The 19,364-nt window shown below is 59.6% G+C and carries 14 protein-coding genes; 7 read left to right on the top strand and 7 right to left on the bottom strand.

Translation table 11 applies throughout. The annotated features are described in order from the left end of the window. Positions 1 to 89: 89 nt before the first annotated feature. From rsmA to ltrA, 5 genes are all read right to left on the bottom strand, one after another. Complete coding sequence (rsmA, locus tag ACWHXD_RS28435; protein ID WP_032895038.1) at positions 90 to 902, bottom strand: 16S rRNA (adenine(1518)-N(6)/adenine(1519)-N(6))-dimethyltransferase RsmA; 813 nt, start codon at positions 900 to 902, stop codon at positions 90 to 92. After that, positions 899 to 1,888 carry a 4-hydroxythreonine-4-phosphate dehydrogenase PdxA gene (pdxA, locus tag ACWHXD_RS28430; RefSeq protein WP_003194722.1) on the bottom strand — a complete coding sequence of 330 codons (990 nt, stop codon included), beginning with the start codon at positions 1,886 to 1,888 and terminating at the stop codon, positions 899 to 901. The genes rsmA and pdxA overlap by 4 nt, the downstream gene beginning before the upstream one ends. Next, positions 1,885 to 3,219 carry a peptidylprolyl isomerase gene (locus ACWHXD_RS28425; RefSeq protein ID WP_138762894.1) on the bottom strand — a complete coding sequence of 445 codons (1,335 nt, stop codon included), beginning with the start codon at positions 3,217 to 3,219 and terminating at the stop codon, positions 1,885 to 1,887. Before ACWHXD_RS28425 ends, pdxA begins: the two co-directional genes overlap by 4 nt. Then, positions 3,200 to 5,977, bottom strand: a complete 2,778-nt coding sequence (locus ACWHXD_RS28420) for an LPS-assembly protein LptD (RefSeq protein WP_032895043.1) — start codon at positions 5,975 to 5,977, stop codon at positions 3,200 to 3,202. The genes ACWHXD_RS28425 and ACWHXD_RS28420 overlap by 20 nt, the downstream gene beginning before the upstream one ends. A 143-nt stretch (positions 5,978 to 6,120) precedes the next feature. Beyond that, positions 6,121 to 7,830, bottom strand: coding sequence for a group II intron reverse transcriptase/maturase (ltrA, locus tag ACWHXD_RS28415; RefSeq protein ID WP_046489156.1), 1,710 nt, complete (start codon positions 7,828 to 7,830; stop codon positions 6,121 to 6,123). A gap of 1,302 nt (positions 7,831 to 9,132) precedes the next feature. Here ltrA and ACWHXD_RS28410 point away from each other — a divergent pair. The 3 genes from ACWHXD_RS28410 to ACWHXD_RS28400 are packed head-to-tail and all read left to right on the top strand — an operon-like array spanning position 9,133 to position 11,598. Next, on the top strand, positions 9,133 to 10,158 hold the full coding sequence (locus tag ACWHXD_RS28410; protein ID WP_032895044.1) for an aminoglycoside phosphotransferase family protein: 1,026 nt from the start codon (positions 9,133 to 9,135) through the stop codon (positions 10,156 to 10,158). Then, positions 10,155 to 10,829, top strand: coding sequence for an N-acetylmuramate alpha-1-phosphate uridylyltransferase MurU (gene murU / locus ACWHXD_RS28405; protein ID WP_003194713.1), 675 nt, complete (start codon positions 10,155 to 10,157; stop codon positions 10,827 to 10,829). Before ACWHXD_RS28410 ends, murU begins: the two co-directional genes overlap by 4 nt. A gap of 1 nt (position 10,830) precedes the next feature. Further along, positions 10,831 to 11,598, top strand: coding sequence for a TerB family tellurite resistance protein (locus ACWHXD_RS28400; RefSeq protein WP_138762836.1), 768 nt, complete (start codon positions 10,831 to 10,833; stop codon positions 11,596 to 11,598). 156 nt (positions 11,599 to 11,754) lie between these two features. Here the strand turns inward: ACWHXD_RS28400 and ACWHXD_RS28395 are convergent, their stop codons facing one another. After that, positions 11,755 to 12,729: an alpha/beta hydrolase family protein gene (locus tag ACWHXD_RS28395; protein WP_138762835.1), complete on the bottom strand. Its 975-nt coding sequence runs from the start codon at positions 12,727 to 12,729 to the stop codon at positions 11,755 to 11,757. A gap of 213 nt (positions 12,730 to 12,942) precedes the next feature. Between ACWHXD_RS28395 and ACWHXD_RS28390 the strand changes: the two genes are divergently transcribed. The 4 genes from ACWHXD_RS28390 to trpE all read left to right on the top strand — a co-directional run bounded on the left by ACWHXD_RS28390 (position 12,943) and on the right by trpE (position 17,216). Continuing rightward, positions 12,943 to 14,091: an iron-containing alcohol dehydrogenase gene (locus tag ACWHXD_RS28390; protein ID WP_057710306.1), complete on the top strand. Its 1,149-nt coding sequence runs from the start codon at positions 12,943 to 12,945 to the stop codon at positions 14,089 to 14,091. A gap of 84 nt (positions 14,092 to 14,175) precedes the next feature. Next, positions 14,176 to 14,850: a ribulose-phosphate 3-epimerase gene (gene rpe / locus ACWHXD_RS28385; RefSeq protein ID WP_032895049.1), complete on the top strand. Its 675-nt coding sequence runs from the start codon at positions 14,176 to 14,178 to the stop codon at positions 14,848 to 14,850. Then, positions 14,847 to 15,665, top strand: coding sequence for a phosphoglycolate phosphatase (locus tag ACWHXD_RS28380; RefSeq protein ID WP_138762834.1), 819 nt, complete (start codon positions 14,847 to 14,849; stop codon positions 15,663 to 15,665). Before rpe ends, ACWHXD_RS28380 begins: the two co-directional genes overlap by 4 nt. Before the next feature lie 69 nt (positions 15,666 to 15,734). Further along, positions 15,735 to 17,216 carry an anthranilate synthase component I gene (trpE, locus tag ACWHXD_RS28375; protein ID WP_003194700.1) on the top strand — a complete coding sequence of 494 codons (1,482 nt, stop codon included), beginning with the start codon at positions 15,735 to 15,737 and terminating at the stop codon, positions 17,214 to 17,216. Positions 17,217 to 17,338: 122 nt separating this feature from the next. Here the strand turns inward: trpE and estP are convergent, their stop codons facing one another. After that, the gene (gene estP, locus ACWHXD_RS28370) at positions 17,339 to 19,261 is read right to left on the bottom strand and encodes an esterase EstP (RefSeq protein ID WP_138762833.1); all 1,923 of its coding nucleotides are present in this window, start codon (positions 19,259 to 19,261) and stop codon (positions 17,339 to 17,341) included. Positions 19,262 to 19,364 lie beyond the last annotated feature (103 nt).

The raw sequence follows: 19,364 nt of genomic DNA, 5'->3' as shown, positions 1-19,364 counted from the left end.
CGCGAATACGGTGTATCAGTTGACGAAAATGTTGACTGACACGCCGCATTCGCGAGCAAGCCCGCTCCCACATTGGAGGGTGTTGGGCCTTATTCCTCGGTCGCTGCGGGCTGGATGGCAAGCTGGTCAGCCAGGCGCACGAACGCGGCCAGGTCCAGTTGCTCGGGGCGCAGGCCGCCGTCGACGCCGGCGGCTTCGATTTCAGCGTTGCTCAGCAGGGCCTTGAGGGTGTTACGCAAGGTCTTGCGGCGTTGGTTGAACGCTTCGCGTACCACACGCTCCAGCAGTTTGTGATCTTTGGCCGGGTGCGGCAGCACGGCATGCGGCACCAGGCGCACGATGGCCGAATCAACCTTCGGCGGCGGGTTGAACGCGCCCGGGCCGACGTTGAACAGGTGCTCCACGCGGCAGTGATACTGGACCATGATCGACAAGCGGCCCCAGTCACCACCGCCAGGGCCTGCGGCCAGGCGCTCCACCACTTCCTTTTGCAGCATGAAGTGCATGTCGCGGATGATCCCTGCGTTGTTCAGCAGGTGGAAAATCAGCGGCGTGGAAATGTTGTATGGCAGGTTGCCCACCACCCGCAGGCTGCTGGGCGCAGCGTTAAGGCTGTTGAAGTCAAACTTCAGTGCATCGCCCTGGTGCAGGTTGAAGTTGGGCTTGCCGGCAAACTGCTGGTTGAGGATCGGGATCAGGTCCTTGTCGAGCTCAACGACGTCCAGTTGCCCGCCGCTGGCCAGCAGGCCTTGGGTCAGCGCGCCCTGGCCCGGGCCGATTTCCAGCAGGCGGTCTTCTGGCTTGGCGTGGATGGAGCGCAGGATACGGTCGATCACGCCAGCGTCGTGCAGGAAGTTTTGCCCGAAGCGCTTGCGCGCCCGGTGTTGGTAATGCTCAGTCATATACGGGTCTCGGCCATCTGATAGGCGGTTTCCAGGGCCACGTGCAGGCTGCCGGTATCGATCTTGCCGCTGCCAGCGAGGTCCAGGGCAGTGCCATGGTCGACGGAGGTGCGGATAATCGGCAGGCCCAGTGTCACGTTGACTGCGGCGCCGAAGCCTTTGTATTTCAGCACGGGCAGCCCCTGGTCGTGGTACATCGCCAGCACTGCGTCGCAGTGCTCCAGATATTTGGGGGTAAACAGAGTGTCTGCAGGCAATGGGCCGCGTAGGTCCATGCCTTCTTGGCGCAGGCGCTCTAGTGTTGGTTCAATGATGTCGATTTCTTCATGGCCCAAGTGGCCGCCTTCACCGGCGTGGGGGTTGAGCCCGCAGACCAGGATGCGCGGTTGGGCAATGCCGAATTTGTGTTGCAGGTCGCTGTGCAGGATGCGCGTGACACGCTCCACACGCTCGGCAGTGATGGCATCGGCGATTTCACGCAGCGGCAAGTGCGTGGTCACCAGCGCCACACGCAGGCCACGGGTGGCGAGCATCATCACCACTTGAGCGGTATGGGTCAGTTCCGCGAGGAATTCGGTATGGCCGGAAAAGGCGATGCCGGATTCGTTGATCACGCCTTTGTGCACCGGTGCGGTGATCATGCCGGCAAAGTCGCCGTCGATGCAGCCTTGGCCCGCACGGGTCAGCGTCTCTAGCACAAATGCCGCGTTGGCCGTGTTCAACTGCCCGGCCACCACCTTGGCCTGCAGCGGGGTGTCCCACACATACAGGCTACCGGCGGGGGCCGGCAGGTCGGGCCAGTTGCCCGGCGCCACGTCCAGCAGGTTGACGGCCACACCCAGCTGCGCGGCCCGCTCAAGGAGCAGGTCGCGGCTGGTAATAGCAATCAGGGGGTGTGGCTGGGGTTGCGAGGCGAGCAGCAGGCACAGGTCTGGACCAATGCCGGCTGGCTCGCCGGGTGTCACCGCGAAACGCTGGGGTTTCACTGGGGTGCCTGGTCGGTGCCTGTTTGCTCGGCGCCTGGCAGCTTGTTCTCTACATACGCTTCGTCACGGATCTGACGCAGCCAGGTTTGCAGCTCTTCGTCGTATTTGCGGTTACGCAACACGGTCAGGGCTTGTTGCTCGCGGGCCTGGGTGGTGTTGTCCGTGGCGCGACGGCCAAGCACTTCCAGCACATGCCAGCCGTACTGAGTCTTGAAGGGCTTGGACAATACGCCTTGTGGCGTCTCGGCCATAACCTGCTGGAACTCAGGCACCAGGGCTTTCGGGTCGATCCAGTTCAGGTCGCCACCGTTAAGGGCAGAACCTGGATCTTCCGAGAAGCTTTTGGCCAGGGTGGCGAAGTCTTCACCGCTTTCAATGCGGTCATAGATCTTCTGTGCCAGTTCCTTGGTTTGGGCCTCGGTGCGGATTTCGCTCGGTTTGACCAGGATGTGACGAACATGGACTTCGTCTTTCAACGAAGTTTCGCCGCCGCGGCGTTCCAGCAACTTCAGGATGATGAAACCACCCGGAGTGCGTGCTGGCTGGGTAATGCCGCCGACTTCCATAGCGCTCAATTCGCGATCAAACGGAGGTGGCAATTGAGCGGCTTTACGCCAGCCCATGTCACCGCCTTCAAGGGCGTTGTCGCTGCCGGACTGCGCAATAGCCATCTGGGCAAAGTCTGCACCCGCTTTCAGACGCTCGTAGATCGCCTGGGTTTTAGCGGCGGCAGCATTGAGCTGCTCAGAGTTGGCTGCGTCCGGGGTAGGAATCAGGATATTGGCCAAGTGCAGTTCTTCGGAGAGCTGCATCTTGCCCAGGTCCGAGGCCAGGAAGTTCTTCACTTCCTGCTCGGACACCTGAACCCGCTCGGCCACACGGCGCTGGCGCACACGGCTGATGATCATTTCGCGCTTGATCTGGTCACGGGCGTCCTCATAGGACAAACCATCGTGAGCCAGGGCGGCGCGGAACTGATCAATGCTCATATTGTTACGCTGAGCAATGGTGCCAACGGCCTGGTTCAGTTCTTCGTCCGAAATACGGATGCCGGAACGGTCGCCAATCTGCAATTGCAGGTTTTCGACGATCAGACGCTCCAGCACCTGGGGTTCCAGGACGCTGCTCGGTGGTACACCACCGCCACGCTTGGCGATGGTTTGCTGAACTTCCTTGACCCGTTGGTCCAGCTGGCTCTGCATGATCACGTCGTTGTCGACAATGGCCGCGACTTTATCCAGCTGTTGAACCGCGGCGTGTGCCGAAACAGTACCCAGGAACAGCGCGCCCAGCACTAGCGGGCGCAAACACTCAGAAAGCTTTGTCTTCACGTTCACGATAACCTTCAATGCCTTTGTCGAGGAAGCTCTCTACCTTGGCGCCGGTCAGGCCGCCGAGTCCTTTAAGGACGATCTGGAAGAAGAGCCCGTGGTCACCCTTTTCGTTCTGAGGGGCGATCTGCGTATATTCGTCGTTAGAAACCCAGTAACGGTTGATGACGCGCAGTTTCCAGCAGCAGTTGTCGTACTCGAAACCGCCGAAGGCTTCCAGGGTGCGGTTGCGGGCATAGTCGTACTGCCAGCGGGTGATCAGGTTCCACTGGGGAATGATCGGCCACATCATCGAGAAGTCGTGTTGTTGGATTTTGTAGTAATCCTTCACGTAGTTCTCTTGGCCCGGGCTGCCAAAGTCACCGCCGAACTGCCATTTGCCGGTCAGCTGGTTGTAGACAACCTGGTCGTTGCGATAGCGGTAGCCCAGGTTGACGACCTTGTTCGGGTTGTCTTCCGGCTGATAGTGGAACATCGCGCTGCCGGAGCGAGGGCTATGGCTTTCGGTATCCCAGTTGTAGTCGGCCGTGGCGCGCCAGTCGCGGTTGAAGCGGAACTCGTACTCCAGTGCGACAGGAGATACGTTCGAGTGAGCGTCATCACGTGTCTTGGCGTCGATGCCAGGCAATTGAACTTCACGATCCTTGAAGTACACCGCTTGGCCGATGGAAGCGCGTTGACGTTCGAAACCGTTCTCTTCAATCCAGCGGCTGGTGAGACCAAAGGACAGCTTGTTCTCGTCGCCGATACGGTCGGAGCCGCTGAAGCGGTTGTCCCGGAACAGCGAGGAGTAGCTGAACGAGTTCTCGCTGGTGTCGAAGACAGGAATCTCGGTCTGGTCTTTATTCGGTACGTAGAGGTAGAACGCACGAGGTTCAAGGGTCTGGTTGTAGTCTTTGCCGAACCAATTGGTTTTACGGTCGAAGTACAGGCCGCTGTCGATGCTGGCGATAGGTACTGCACGGTCCTGTGAGCTTTCGAAGGTTTGACCTCCGGCAGCCATTTGGCTCTTGCCCGTACCATCAAGGTCAAGATCGTACTTGGTATAAACGTACTTCAACTTCGGCGTCAAGAAGCCGTAGGACCAGTTCATCGGATAAGAAACAGCTGGCGCAAGGTTCAGACGAGTGCCGTTTGCACGGGTCAAGCCAGTAACGTTGGTATCGAGGCGACGCGAAACCAAGCCGTTTTCGTCGGTAAAGTTACCGTTCTCCAAGTCTCGATCAAAGCGTACGGCTTCGGTTTCATAACTGAAGTCCAGGCCGCCCGGATGAAATGGCAGTTGGCCATTCAGCGTGAGCTGCGGCAACCGGTCATACGGTGTGATTTGAGTGATTGTCGCCAGCTGATAAGCCTGGACATTCAAGCGGGCTTGATAAGAGTCGCCCCGATACGTCAAAGATCCCTGCTGGTTCAGAGCGTCCTGGCTCTCAACCCCTTCCTCAAACGACTTCAAATCCTGGAAGTAATAAGGATCGCTGATCCGGGTGTAATCCACCTGCGACGTCAGACGCGAATCCAACCCACCCTTATGCTGCCAATTGAGCATATAGCGGGTCTTTTCGTAGTCGGTCTGGTTCTTGCGCTCGTCGTTATCGTCGTTGAGGTAAGCCCCACCAAACTGCCCTTCACTCGACTTGGTCAGATAGCGGAATTCGCCCTCCATCAACAAGCCACGCTTGGTCATGTATTGCGGGTACAACGTGGCATCGTAGTTCGGTGCCAGGTTGAAGTAGTACGGCGTTACCAGCGTAAAGCCAGTCTCGCTACCGGTGCTGAAGCTCGGCGGCAGGAAGCCGGATTGGCGACGGTCGTCGATCGGGAAGTAGATGTACGGGGTGTACAGGATCGGGATGTTCTTGATCCGCAACGTCGCGTTGGTCGCCGTACCGAAACCGGTGGCCGGGTTCAACGTGATGTTGTTGCCCTTGAGCTGCCAGGCGTTGCTGTCCGGCTCGCAGGTGGTGTACGTACCGTCCTTGAGACGGATAATCGCGTTTTCTGCACGCTTGGCGTACAGCGCGTTACCGCGGATGCGTGACTTGTGCATCACGTATTCGGCGTTGTCGATCTGGGCGGCGCCGGTGTCGAGCTGGACCTGGGCATGGTCGCCCACGATCAGGGCACCGTTGTCGCGCAGGCGCACTTTGCCGTTCAGTTCGCCACGGTTCTCGGCCTGGTACAGGCTGGCTTCGTCCGCTTCCAGCTGCATGCTGCCCTGGCGCATGACCACGTCACCGGCCAGGGTGGCAACCTGCTGCTCCTGCTCGTAACGCGAGGCCTTGGCGCCGATGAAGGTCGGCGCATCGCTTTTGTCCGTCTTGTCGTTCATGCCAGGACGAGTCGGCTCGATGTACGCGCCGCCGCAGTAAGGGCCGGTTTCGGCCAACTGTGCTGCGGTCAGCTTGTCGCGAGGTACCCAGTCCAGGTGGCTGTAGTCGGCACTGCGCGAACGCAGGCCACGGCCCTTGGATTCGGTGACCAGCATGGTCTTGGGCTCGGCGTCGACGCTGCCGCCAGCTTTGCCTTGCGGCGTGCTGTTGGCCGAGCTGACGGCAGCGCCGTCATGCACCGGGCGCGGCGGCAATGGGGCGGCGGCCGTCTTCGGCGCGCAATCCCAGGCACCCGAAGCAGAGACTGAGCAGTCATACTGTTCCGCGGCGACCACGAATGAGGTGGCGAAAGGTTGCAAGGCCAGCAGACTGCCGGTTACCAGCAACGGAAATTTTCTACGAAACGCGGGGGATTTCAATGCCATCTTATTAGTCCGGGCTTCCTGCGTGCCATCTGCCCGCGGTTTGGGCCGCACGCCTCTCGATGGTCTGAAAGTTGGGTAGGAGCAGACCATTTCTGGTCTGCTCCCCCCTAAAAACCGTACGTGCGCCTTTCAGCGCATACGGCTCAAGTCTTTACGAAGCCCCCCCTTGGGGGAGCCGGTTTGTACACTGTTAGTCCACGAGCGTGAAGCTGCTGGTGGCAAATGGGATGCAATAGTACCCGGTTGTCCAGCGAGTCACCACCGCCTTGTGAGCGATAAATGATGTGGTGGTCGTGCCACCCAGTCTCCCTAGATATTGGGCTTTTGCATAGTACGCACAGTCCTTTTTGGGATTGAAATAGATGAAGAATTTGTTTGCGGTACTTCAATTTCCCGAGCATCCGGGACATCCGCAATGCCTCTCCCATTTCTTCCATAGAGGGATCAAACGGATTGAAATCCCCGCTGATCTTCCTGTGCCTCTCAATCGGCGTGGCCTCTAGGGCGTATAACCGAATTGCCTCTTTGCCTCCTGACTCCGTTATGACCGTGGTGGCAAACACCCAGCTTCGATTTTCGTAGGTTTGGAAATACTTCTCCCTTACCCAATCGAGACTTTTATTTGGGTGCCGCCTTTTCGCCCAACGCCAAAGCGCTTGGAATATTTGGTGGTCCATGCGGCTGTACGCCTTCTTGGCGACCACAGGCTGGTGATACAGCGCCCAGCCTCGCAGTATCGGATTAAGCAGGCGGATCAACTCCTCCTGTTTCACCGCTTTGTTAGTGCTGATGACCTCTTTTACCTTCCTATAGAACGCTTTCACGTTCTTTTTGGCAGGTTTGATCAGGAGTTTTCCGCCGTATTTGCGGAAATTCCAACCAAGGAAGTCGAAGCCTTCATCTATGTGGACGACGTGGGTTTTCTCAAGCGACAGCTGCAATCCTCGCACCGCGAGAAACTGCTCAACCCAAGGTTTGATCTCATTTTCGAGCATCTCTTTCGAGCTACCGGTAATCACAAAATCATCCGCATATCGCACCACGTTAATTTTCAGCTTCTTCGCCTTCGTCACGCCCAGATGTCGCTTGAGCTGTGATTCCAGTCCATCCAGCACCAAATTTGCCAAGGTGGGCGAGATAATCCCGCCCTGTGGTGTACCGGCATTCGTTGCCTGTAGCTGGCCTTTGTGAATCACTCCAGCTTTCAACCATTTTCGGAGGATTTCTTTGTCCGTTGGGACATTTTCGATCAGCCAGTCATGGTTGATGTGATCAAAGCAGCCTTTGATGTCCGCTTCCAATACCCATTGGGCCGAAGCCTTCTTGGATAGACAAACGAACAACTGTGCCATCGCATCCGCCGTGGAGCGTTCGATCCGAAAGCCGTAGCTGTTTGGATCGCCGGTGGTCTCAGCGATAGGTGCCAGGGCTAGCAGGTATAGCGCCTGCATAGCTCTGTCAGTCATGGTTGGAATGCCCAGAGGGCGTTCTTTTCCATTCGACTTCGGGATAAACACACGCCGTAGTGGCCGTGGCTTATACCCGTGGCGCTTCAACCCATTTGCCGCTTTCCATTTGGCATCGGGTGTATCCCAGAGCACGCGGTCGACTCCCGCCGTGCGCTTGCCCTGGTTTTCAGTGACTCGCCGTATGGCCAAGTATCTGGCCGAACGAGAGCGGGTTAACATCCGTTGCAGGGCTTTCACCCGGCGCCAGTTGCCTTCCCGACAAGCCTTCGCAATCCGTATCTGCATCGCCCGTACGTTCTGCTGCACACGACACCAATCGATGTCATGCCAATGCTGCGGAACGCCGGAAGGCGCAGACCCGGCCAGTTGGCTAGGTACTAACATGCTGCCTTCCTCTCAAGTTTCCCGAGCAGAAGACGTACGCATCCCCTGACGGGAATGGACGCTCCCGTCAGGAGTGGATGAATAAGAAGCCCATTACTGCCGGACTTCGAAGATGATTGAGACAGGTTTACTCAGCGTTCATGCGATAAAAGACCACGCAGAAGTCTGCCCGGTTTCCCGTGGGGTAATGTTCCAACCCCTGTCCGCGCCATTACAGCTCGGCGTTCGCTTTTTCTGCGATCCCATACCCGCACAGCCAACAGATCCCCTTGCGGTTCACCTGCCCGAAGGCGGCCATACGGGCTTACCACGTTCCCTACCTGTCACACGATTGGTTTAGGGTCTGCCTTTTCACCGGAGGCCTTGTAGCGACGTATTCCCACATCCCACAGGAATAACTGGCCCCATACCTTTTGGTCCATGCCTGACAGCAGTTTTGGCATGTTTATCATTACGGCGTTTATCAGCAGTTCACTTACGTTACCCATGCCAACCAGCCTAGCGTCTCGACCCGGTACTGCTCCGAGCGTCTGTACTTTGCCTCACGGCAAAAGCACACCCTGATGGGGACTACATTGTCGGAAAAGCTTCACACCCCACCGTTACCAGTGACGCATGTTTTCCTAGGCTATCGTTGGTCGCACAACGAGTCCGCTGCTATCTCAAAATAAGATAGTTGGACAATGACAGACAGAGTTTTCGCTCGTGTCTCCGGTTTGATGTGAGCGGAGGACTGCAAGGCAGCACGCTCAAAGAGTATTTCCTCCTGTTTTAAGGCAGGAGGAATCCCTGCGGGGATTCATCCCGCAAGGGTAGGCCTAGGGCCTGAGTGGATTCGCTATCTGATGTAGAAGACGGCGCAAATAATTACGACCGTAAAGGCCGATATCATTCCCGCAAATTTCCAAGTCAGTCGATACAAGACGTCATCGAGAGCTTTGGAGATATCTGTCTGACTTGCCGATACCTCAGCTTTAAGGGCTAGACGTTTCCGCATAGAGACCTCATCAGTAGTGAAGTAGGCACTCCCAGTCCGAAATTCGGACCATAGCCGCGCTTCTGAGTGCTAAGCGGCTTTGGGGTTCGCTATTGTCGCCGCAGCGACAACGAGTCCTTCTAAGCAGTGGGACCCCTGGGCTGTTTTGTTTCCCGGATTGGCTACCGGGCTATCGGTTTTCTTGGGGAAAACCATTGACGGTGACGTCTCACCGCCAACCTGGAGACACGCTACGCGTGTCGCACAAGATGCGTGATAATAAAGCATGCCCCGCTTGACGGCTAGCGCCGTCGGAGACCCTTGTAATGCCCGAGCAAGATCTACGTTTACAACAGCTGGAAGTCTGGCTGGATGAGCAGTTGCCGATCCTCTTCAACGCTCAGGACTGGGGCCCCGTGCCCCCGGCCACATTGACCGCGGCCAGCAGCGACGCGAGTTTCAGGCGTTACTTCCGATGGGAGGGCGGTGCCCATACGTTCGTCGTCATGGACGCGCCACCCCCCCAGGAAAACTGCAAACCTTTCGTCGATATCGCGCATTTGCTCGCGAAATCGGGAATAAATGTGCCAAAAATTTATGCAGAAGATTTGCCCCGAGGCTTTCTTTTGCTCAATGACCTGGGCACAAAAACCTATCTGGACGTGATTGACGGTGAAAACGCCGACCAATTATTTGCCGATGCCATCGACGCGCTGCTGGCTTTTCAGCAATTGCCGATGGATGCACCGTTGCCCAGCTATGACGTGGCTTTATTGCGTCGCGAGCTGGAATTGTTCCCGGAATGGTACGTGCGTCGTCACCTAGGCATCGACCTCGATGCTGAGCAACAGGCCCTCTGGCAACGCGCCAGCCAGCAGTTGATCGACAGCGCCCTGGCCCAGCCCAAGGTGCTGGTGCACCGCGACTACATGCCGCGCAACCTGATGATCAGTGAGCCGAGCCCTGGCGTGCTGGATTTCCAGGACGCGGTCTACGGCCCGGTGACCTACGACATTACCTGCCTGTTCAAGGACGCCTTCCTCAGTTGGCCCCAGGCCCGCGTACGCGAATGGCAGCGTGGCTATTGGCAGCGTGCCGGGCAGTTGGGCATTCCCGTACAGGACGACTTTGAAGAGTTCCTGCGTGCCAGCGACCTGATGGGCGTGCAGCGTCACCTCAAGGTCATCGGCATTTTTTCGCGTATCTGCCACCGCGACGGCAAGCCACGCTACCTGGCCGACGTGCCGCGTTTCTTTGCTTATATAGAAGCGGTGCTGGCCGACCGACCTGAGTTGAGTGACCTGGGCGAGTTACTCGCCAGCCTGCGCGAACCTGTCGAGGCTAGCGTATGAAGGCGATGATCCTGGCGGCGGGAAAGGGCGAACGCATGCGTCCGCTCACCCTGCATACGCCCAAGCCGCTGGTGCAAGCCGGCGGCAAGCGGCTGATCGAGTATCACCTTGAAGCCTTGGCGAAGGCCGGCTTTACCGAGATCGTGATCAATCACGCCTGGCTAGGCCAGCAGATTGAAAACTACTTGGGCGACGGCGCCCAGTTTGGTCTGCGCATCCGCTACTCCCCAGAGGGTGAACCGCTGGAGACGGGGGGTGGGATATTCCAGGCGTTGCCGCTGCTGGGCGACGAACCGTTTCTGGTGGTCAATGGCGATATCTGGACGGACTACGATTTCACCCAGCTCAAGCAGCCGATCCGGGGCCTGGCGCACTTGGTGATGGTCGACAACCCAGCGCACCACCCGTCGGGCGGGGATTTCTACTTGGATCACGGCGTGCTTCATGATGCCGCGCCCGGTGCCGATAACCTGACCTTCAGTGGCATTTCAGTGCTCGACCCTAAATTGTTCGCGGGTTGCAGCGCCGGTGCCTTCAAGCTGGCCCCGCTGTTACGCGCGGCCATGGCCAAAGGTTTGGTAACGGGGGAGCACATGGCAGGACGCTGGGTGGATGTGGGGACGCTGGAGCGACTGGCGCAGGTCGAAACCTTGCTGACAGCGGGGCAGTAGGATGTTGTGGCCAGGGACGCTGATCGGCGCGGGGGCTGGCTTTGCCATTGCCAGTATTCCGGGGGCTCTGTTGGGGGCATTGCTGGGGCAGGCGCTGGACCGCCGCCTGCAATTGCACAGTTGGGCGCAGTTGCGTGAACGCCTGGGTGGGCGCCCGGCCTTGCGCAACGATGAACTGTTGTTTGTGCTGCTGGGGCGCTTGGCCAAGAGTAACGGCCGGGTAGTCGATGGGCATATCCAGCAAGCGCGCCAGGAAATGCGTGCACTGGACATGACTGAGCCGGCCCAGCGCCGCGCGATCAGCGCCTTCAACCGTGGCAAATCTGGCAGCGACCGGGTACGCAGTTACCTGCGGGTGCTCAAGACGCAGCCCCATGCGGCGGAAGGCGTGCTGCGCGCCTGTTGGCGCATGGCGTGGGCGGACGGTCAGGCGGATACTGCCGAGCGCGACCTGATCGACCAGTGGGGCAAGTGGTTGGGCTGGACGCCGCAACAGCTACAGGCATTGGCGAGCGATTACGCGCCGGAGCGCAAGCCACTGGCCAATCGTGGCGGGGCCTATCAGGAGGCATTGCGTATTTTGGGGGTGACGGCAACCACTGAGCCATCGGTGATCAAGCGCGCCTACCGCCGCCTGCTCAGCCGCCACCATCCGGACAAGATCGCCGGCACGGGTGCCAGCCCCGCGCAAGTGCGTGAGGCGACCGAGCGAACCCGAGAGCTGCATAACGCCTATGCATTGATTCGTGAACGGCGGGATTTTCGCTGAGGGGCCATCGCCACTCCACTCCATGTTGTAGGAGCGAGCTTGCTCGCGAAAAACTCCCAGGCGCCGCGTTTATTCAGGAAGCACGCACTATCGTTGACGTTTTTCGCGAGCAAGCTCGCTCCTACAGAAAGCGATGTCGCCCCCGATAGCGGAGTGTCAGTCTGCGCCGCCCTGCGGGCTCAACCACCCGCGCACCCTGCGGTATAACTGCTCTTGCTGCGCTGCGCTATTACCGGGCAACGCCGTGAGCGACACCTGCTTATAGCCGTCATTCTTCGAGCGCTTGGCCGCTTGAAGTCGTTCCTGAGCGTTTTTGCGGTCCTGGGCGCCTTCTTGATAGAACACGTCCGCCGTGGGCACCTTCAAAGCCGGCGCCAGTTGTTGCAGGTCCGGTTGGCGAGCCGCAGGCGTCTTGCCGGCCACCATCACCAACCTCTGCACCTGGGAGGGTTGTTTCTCGCTCAGGTAGCGGGCCGCCCACCAGGCGCCGGTGCCATGGCCGAGCAACACCACGCTGCGGGCGCTTTGGGTCTGGGCGAAGGCGACGGCGGCGTCGATACGGTCGAAGATGCGCTTGGCGTCGGTCTTGTCCTGTTCATCCGCCCCCGGCACCACCGCCGGGTCAGTGCCTTCGGCCTCGGCGCTGGCGGCCTGTTCGACCGGCTTGGCTGCGGTGCTGCCTTCCTTGCTGCTGGTATCGACCGCCGCTGTCGGCGGCTCGATGACCCGTGGCGGCAGGGTGTCTACATTGACGTCAGGCAATGACAGGCTGAGGGTGCCCCAGGCGGCGTCCGGCAACTTGCGCCGCAGAGGCGCGATGGCCTGCGGCCAGTCCGCGTTCTCCCCAGCACCTGGTATGAGGATCACCACACCCTCGGCTTCGGCGCTGTTGGCAGGTTTCCACAGCGCCAGGAACGAATCGCTACCCGCCTGCAATTGTTGTTGCTCCTGCTGCGGCACCTGGCGTTCGAGCGCACTGGCTTCTTGCTGGCTACGCTCGGGCAAAGGCTGGCGTTCAGCCGGTTTTTCGACGGCAGGCGAGGGCGCATCCTCGGCCTGGACAGGCAGTGCGCTGGTAAACAGAAGTGACAGGCACAATGCTGGCAGTGCCGAACGGTGAAGAAAAAGCATCGTTGATTCCCGGCCAGAAGTGATTCCAGCAGCCTAATGGGTTGGTCGGTATTTGTCAGGGGTATGCGGCGCGGTTCTCGTTACCAACAGGCTATCGGCGGTTTGTACGCCGCCTTGATGGGCGCGGCGCGACCATTCAACCAATGAATGGCAGACAACACGCCAGGGGCGGCTATTCTTGTGCCAGCCCATCATTCATAAGAGGCCGCGCACATGAGTACTTCCTCATTCAAGATCGCCCACAAACTGCTGACCGGCGCAGGTGCCATCGAACAACTGGCTGCCGAACTCACGCGCCTGGATGTGGATAACCCGCTGATCGTCACCGACGCCGCGTTGGTCCAGTCCGGCACCGTGGCGCTGGCCCTGGAGCATCTGGGCGATCGAGCCTATGAAATTTTCGACCGAGTACTGCCCGACCCGGAAATTGCCATCGTCGAAGACTGCATGCGTGCGTACCGCGAAGGCGGGCATGACGGCCTGATTGGTGTGGGTGGCGGCAGTGCCATCGACATCGCCAAGAGCGTGGCGGCCTATGCCGGTTATCACGGCGCGCTGGCGGACTTGTTTGGCGTCGATCAGGTGCCGCGCAAAGGCCCGCCGTTGATCGCCATCCCCACCACGGCGGGCACCGGCTCGGAGGTGACCAATGTGGCGATACTGTCTGACAAGGCTGCACAGCTGAAAAAAGGCATCGTCAGCGATTACTTGTTGCCCGATGTCGCGCTGATCAGCCCGCAAATGACCTTGACCTGCCCACGGGGTGTCACTGCTGCCAGTGGTGTAGACGCCTTGGTGCACGCCATCGAGTCCTACCTGTCGCTGAATGCCTCGCCGATTACCGATGCCCTGGCCATCGGTGCGATCAAATTGATTGCCAGCGCGCTGCCCAAGGCTTACGCCAACCCGGCGAACCTGCAGGCCCGTGACGACATGGCCACCGCCAGCCTGATGGCCGGCATGGCCTTTGGCAACGCGGGCGTCGGTGCGGTGCATGCACTGGCGTACCCGTTGGGTGGGCGCTTCAATATTGCCCATGGCGTAAGTAACGCGCTGTTATTGCCGTATGTGATGCACTGGAACAAATTGGCCTGCGTCGAGCGCATGCAGGACATTGCCCAGGCCATGGGCGTCAATATCGCCGGGCTGAGCGTGAATGACGCTGCCGACCAGGCGGTAGAGGCGATGACACGACTGTGTGCGGCAGTGGAGATCCCGTCCGGCCTGCGTAGTTTCGGCGTGCCCGAGGACGCCATCCCGGCCATGGCCAGTGAAGCCGCAGGTATTGAGCGCTTGATGCGCAACAACCCGCGCAGGCTCAGTGCCGCCGATATCGAAAAAATCTACCGGGCAGCTTACTAACCGTTGAGATAGGTCACGGTGCGCGCAGCAAAGCATGAGGTATACAATGCGCGCCATCGTGATTTAGCTCAAAAAAGGTGCGTCATGCAGCCCTTCGTCATTGCTCCATCGATTCTCTCTGCCGACTTCGCCCGCCTGGGTGAGGAAGTGGACAAGGTGTTGGCCGCCGGTGCCGACTTCGTGCACTTCGATGTCATGGACAACCACTACGTACCCAACCTGACCATCGGCCCGATGGTGTGCGCCGCGTTGCGCAAGTACGGCATCACCGCGCCGATTGATGCGCACCTGATGGTCAGCCCCGTGGACCGTATCGTCGGTGACTTCATCGAGGCGGGTGCGACCTACATCACCTTCCACCCGGAAGCCACGTTGCACGTTGACCGCACTTTGCAGCTGATCCGCGAAGGCGGCTGCAAGGCAGGCCTGGTATTCAACCCGGCTACTCCGCTGAGCGTGCTTGAGTACGTGATGGACAAGGTCGACATGGTCTTGCTGATGAGCGTCAACCCAGGCTTCGGCGGGCAGAAGTTCATCCCTGGCACCTTGAATAAGCTGCGTGAAGCCCGTGCGCTGATCGATGCGTCGGGGCGTGACATCCGCCTGGAGATCGACGGTGGGGTCAACGTCAACAATATCCGTGAGATCGCCGCTGCGGGTGCCGATACCTTCGTGGCCGGCTCGGCGATCTTCAACGCCCCGGACTACCAGGCCGTCATCGACCAGATGCGTGCCGAACTGGCGCTGGCGCGTCCATGAGCGGTTTTGAGCAGTTGTTCCCCGGTAAATTGCCACGGCTGGTGATGTTCGATCTGGACGGTACCTTGATCGACTCGGTGCCCGACCTGGCGGCCGCGGTGGACCAGATGCTGCTCAAGCTGGGGCGCAAGCCGGCAGGGATTGATTCGGTGCGCGAATGGGTCGGCAATGGCGCGCCGATGTTGGTGCGCCGGGCCTTGGCCAACGACATCGATGCCACGGGTGTGGATGAGGTCGAGGCAGAACATGCCTTGGAGCTGTTCAATGCCGCTTATGAAAGCAGCCACGAACTGACCGTGGTTTACCCCGGCGTGCGCGATACCCTCAAGTGGTTGAACAAGCAGGGCGTGGAAATGGCCCTGATCACCAACAAGCCGGAGCGCTTCGTTGCGCCGTTGTTGGACCAGATGAAAATCGGTCGCTACTTCCGCTGGATCATCGGCGGCGATACCTTGCCGCAGAAAAAGCCCGACCCGGCGGCCCTGTTTTTCGTGATGAAAATGGCCAATATCCCGGCGTCTCAATCGCTGTTTGTCGGCGATTCGCGCAGTGATGTGCTGGCGGCGAAAGCGGCGGGCGTGCAGTGCGTGGCCTTGAGTTATGGTTACAACCATGGCCGGCCGATTGCGGAAGAGTCCCCAGCGCTGGTCATTGATGACCTGCGACTGCTAATCCCCGGTTGCTTGGGCGCTGGCGCTGAGATAACGTTGCCCGACATTGAATCGTCCCCTTCTGGAAATTCCATCGTGGTGGTCACTCGCAAACTCTGGATGAAAGTCATCAAGGCCTTGGCCCGCTGGCGTTGGCGCGCCTGACTGATCCTGGCCGCGTGTGCGGCACGTTTGCCTACCTGACTGTTTGACCCTCACACCACGAGGCACCTCATGACCCGCGAAGAATTCCTGCGTTTGGCCGCTGCCGGCTATAACCGTATCCCCATGGCTTGCGAAACCCTGGCCGACTTCGATACGCCGCTGTCGATCTACCTGAAGCTGGCCGACGAGCCCAACTCCTACCTGCTCGAGTCGGTACAGGGCGGTGAGAAGTGGGGCCGTTACTCGATCATTGGCCTGCCATGCCGCACGGTGCTGCGGGTACACGACCATCATGTGAGCATCACCCATGACGGCGTGGAGATCGAAAGCCATGACGTAGAAGACCCGCTGGCCTTTGTCGAAGCCTTCAAGGCGCGCTACAACGTGCCGACCATTGCTGGCCTGCCGCGTTTCAATGGCGGGCTGGTGGGATACTTCGGCTATGACTGCGTGCGCTATGTGGAGAAGCGCCTGGGCAAATGCCCGAACCCGGACCCGCTGGGGGTGCCGGACATTTTACTGATGGTGTCCGACGCGGTGGTGGTGTTCGACAACCTCGCCGGCAAGATGCATGCGATTGTTCTCGCCGACCCCGCCCAGGCTGATGCCTTCGAACAAGGCCAGGCCAACCTGGAAGCGTTGCTGGAAAAACTCCGCCAGCCGATCACCCCGCGTCGCGGCCTCGACCTCAGCCGCCCACCCGCGGCCGACCCGGTGTTCCGCTCAAGCTTTACCCAGGATGACTACGAGCGCGCCGTCGATACCATCAAGGAATACATCCTTGCCGGTGATTGCATGCAAGTGGTGCCGTCGCAACGCATGTCCATCGACTTCAAGGCGGCGCCGATTGACCTGTACCGCGCACTGCGTTGCTTCAACCCGACGCCGTATATGTACTTCTTCAACTTCGGCGACTTCCACGTCGTGGGCAGTTCGCCGGAAGTGCTGGTGCGGGTTGAAGACAACCTGATCACCGTGCGCCCGATTGCCGGTACGCGCCCCCGTGGTGCGACCGAAGAAGCCGACGTGGCGCTGGAAGAAGACCTGCTCAGCGATGAAAAGGAAATTGCCGAACACCTGATGCTGATCGACCTGGGGCGCAACGACACTGGGCGTGTTTCGGAAATCGGCTCGGTGAAACTGACCGAGAAGATGGTCATTGAGCGGTATTCCAATGTGATGCATATCGTGTCCAACGTCACCGGCGAGCTGAAGGCCGGGCTGACGGCGATGGACGCCCTGCGGGCGATTTTGCCGGCGGGCACCTTGTCGGGGGCGCCGAAGATCCGTGCGATGGAAATCATCGACGAACTGGAGCCGGTCAAGCGCGGTGTCTATGGCGGCGCCGTCGGGTATTTCGCCTGGAACGGTAATATGGACACCGCCATTGCGATCCGTACGGCGGTGATCAAGGATGGCGAACTGCATGTGCAGGCCGGTGGCGGGATTGTGGCGGACTCGGTGCCGGCCCTTGAATGGGAAGAAACCCTGAACAAGCGCCGGGCGATGTTCCGTGCGGTGGCACTGGCAGAGCAAACCCCACAAGACTAAAGCTGAAATAAAAAATGTGGGAGCGGGCTTGCCCGCGATGGCGGTGTGTCACTTGAGATATTCAGTGACTGATCCACCGCCATCGCAGGCAAGCCAGCTCCCACATTTGTTTTGCGCAGTATTTAGAAATCCAGACTGACCCCGACATTGACGCCTTGCTGGGTCAAATTGTCATCCTTCCGCACGTTATAAGCTGCCCGCAACGCCAGGTCCTGAGTCAGCTTGTGGCTGACACCCAGGCTCAAACGGTCAGAGTTGCTGCGAGGCGTATACCCGTCCAGCTTGAAGTCGATTCCCTGCACGCTGTTGAGCGAGATGTTCACCTTCTGGGTGTCATTTTCAAACTCATGCTCGTGCGCCACTTCGCCAAAAACTTGCGTTTGCGGCGTGATGCGGTAGCTGCCTTGCAGGCCGACGCCCAGGCGCTTGGAGTCACGTTGTTGATCGTCAAAGGTCAGGGCGGTGGAGCGGCTGTTTTTCTCCGAGTAGCCATTGACTTCAACCCGCGCGTAATCGGCGCTGATGAAGGGCGACAGGTGCCAGTCGCTGCCCGGTGCGGCGATGTCATACCCCACGCGGCCACTCAAGGCCCAGAGCCAGCCATCGGTGTCACCTTTCTCCGAACCTTCGCTGACGCCCAGGACGAACTTGCGCTTAAGGCTGTCGAAGTCCAGCTTGCCGCCGGTCAATGCAGCATCGGCCCACCAGTGATTTTGCTGGTACTGAGCGAAAGCCGTGCCCATATAACTGTTGAGCTTGTAGTCCGAATCATTGGCACCGGGTTCGAGTGTCTGCCGATACAGGCCGGCGGCAACGCCCACGCGCCAGTTTTCATCGAGCCGGTAGCTGCCACCGATATTCAGGTTGTAGCCGCTGCCGTCGCCACTGGCCGAGCTGCTTTGATCATCGAAATCCAGGCGTTGGCCGCCACCGGCCACGATGGCGCGCCATTGGCCGACGGCTTGCCAGCTGCCGTTGTCTGCTTGCCATTGGTTGCGCAGTTCGTCCTGGTGGGCGCGCAAGGTGCCTTGGGCCATTTCCGGCAGCAAGGTCAGTTCCCACGGCGCGGCGAGTAGCGAATAGGCGTAGTCGGCAATCAAGCGTTGCCCGGCCACGGTAGGGTGGACCGAGTCGTTGTAGATCAGCTTGGTCGGGTCCGGGTTGGTACCACCGATGCCGTAGGTTGGGTTGGCGGTGCAACTGTTACCGCTGAAGCAGGTGCCCGTCAGGTTCTGCCCGGTGGCGAGGCCGAAGCGGGCCGGATCGGCGAAAGCCTCGTTCAACAACAGCGGGATGTTCAGCGGGATAACCTGCGCATCCACTTGTGACAGACGCTGTACCAGGGACTGGTTGAAAATATTACTCAGGGCCGAAGTCGCTGCTTGCTGTGGGGTGCCATTGATGGCCGGCGTCAGCCCCAGGTCGGGTAGCATCCAGACCATGATGTAGCGCGCGCCGGCTTGTTGCAGGGCCTGGGCGCTGTCCGCCAGCCTGCCACCGGCGGCGACCGCTTGAGCGGGGCTGAGGACCCGGCCCTGCAGGAAGTCATTGCCGCCCCCTGAAAGAAAGTAAAGCGCGTTCGGGTCGGCTCTCCCACCATTAGCCGGCAGATAGCCCTGCCGGCTGCGCAATACAGTGCCGCCCCCGGGGTTGCCTGGGGGAATTGCAGCATTGGAGACTGAGGTAATGGAGTCGAGGATATTGTCAGTGCGGTAGCCACCCACTGCCCAGTTGTTGCCGTCTGGCAAACCCTGGGCTGCGCGAACCGGTGAGGTGGAGGCATTCAGGTCGTTGGGAGCGACGCCCAGTTTTGCGCCCAGCAGGGTCGAGGAGACCAGGCCATATTCACCCTGGAAGTTCGCCCCGGTTCGGTTGGTAAAACGTAATGTGGCGCCGGCCGAACCGTCGGGAAACTGGCCCGCATCCGCCAGGCTGTCACCGAAAACCACCATGGTTGAATAAGGTGACGGGGCTGCGAACGCCTGGGCACAGGCCAATGACAGGAGGCAGCCGGCAAGCGGCGCGTAAAACGCTGGTCTGAGCATGCAAGATTCCATTCGGTTGTTTTTATGTTGGAGGTGAAACACTAGCAAAGTTTTTGGCATTTTTTGTAAGGAAAACCGGAATCCGCCTACGTTGCGCCCCCGT

It is taken from the genome of Pseudomonas fjordensis (assembly GCF_976987115.1).
The sequence above is the reverse complement of the archived record's forward strand: the minus strand, read 5'-3'. Positions and strand labels throughout refer to the sequence as shown.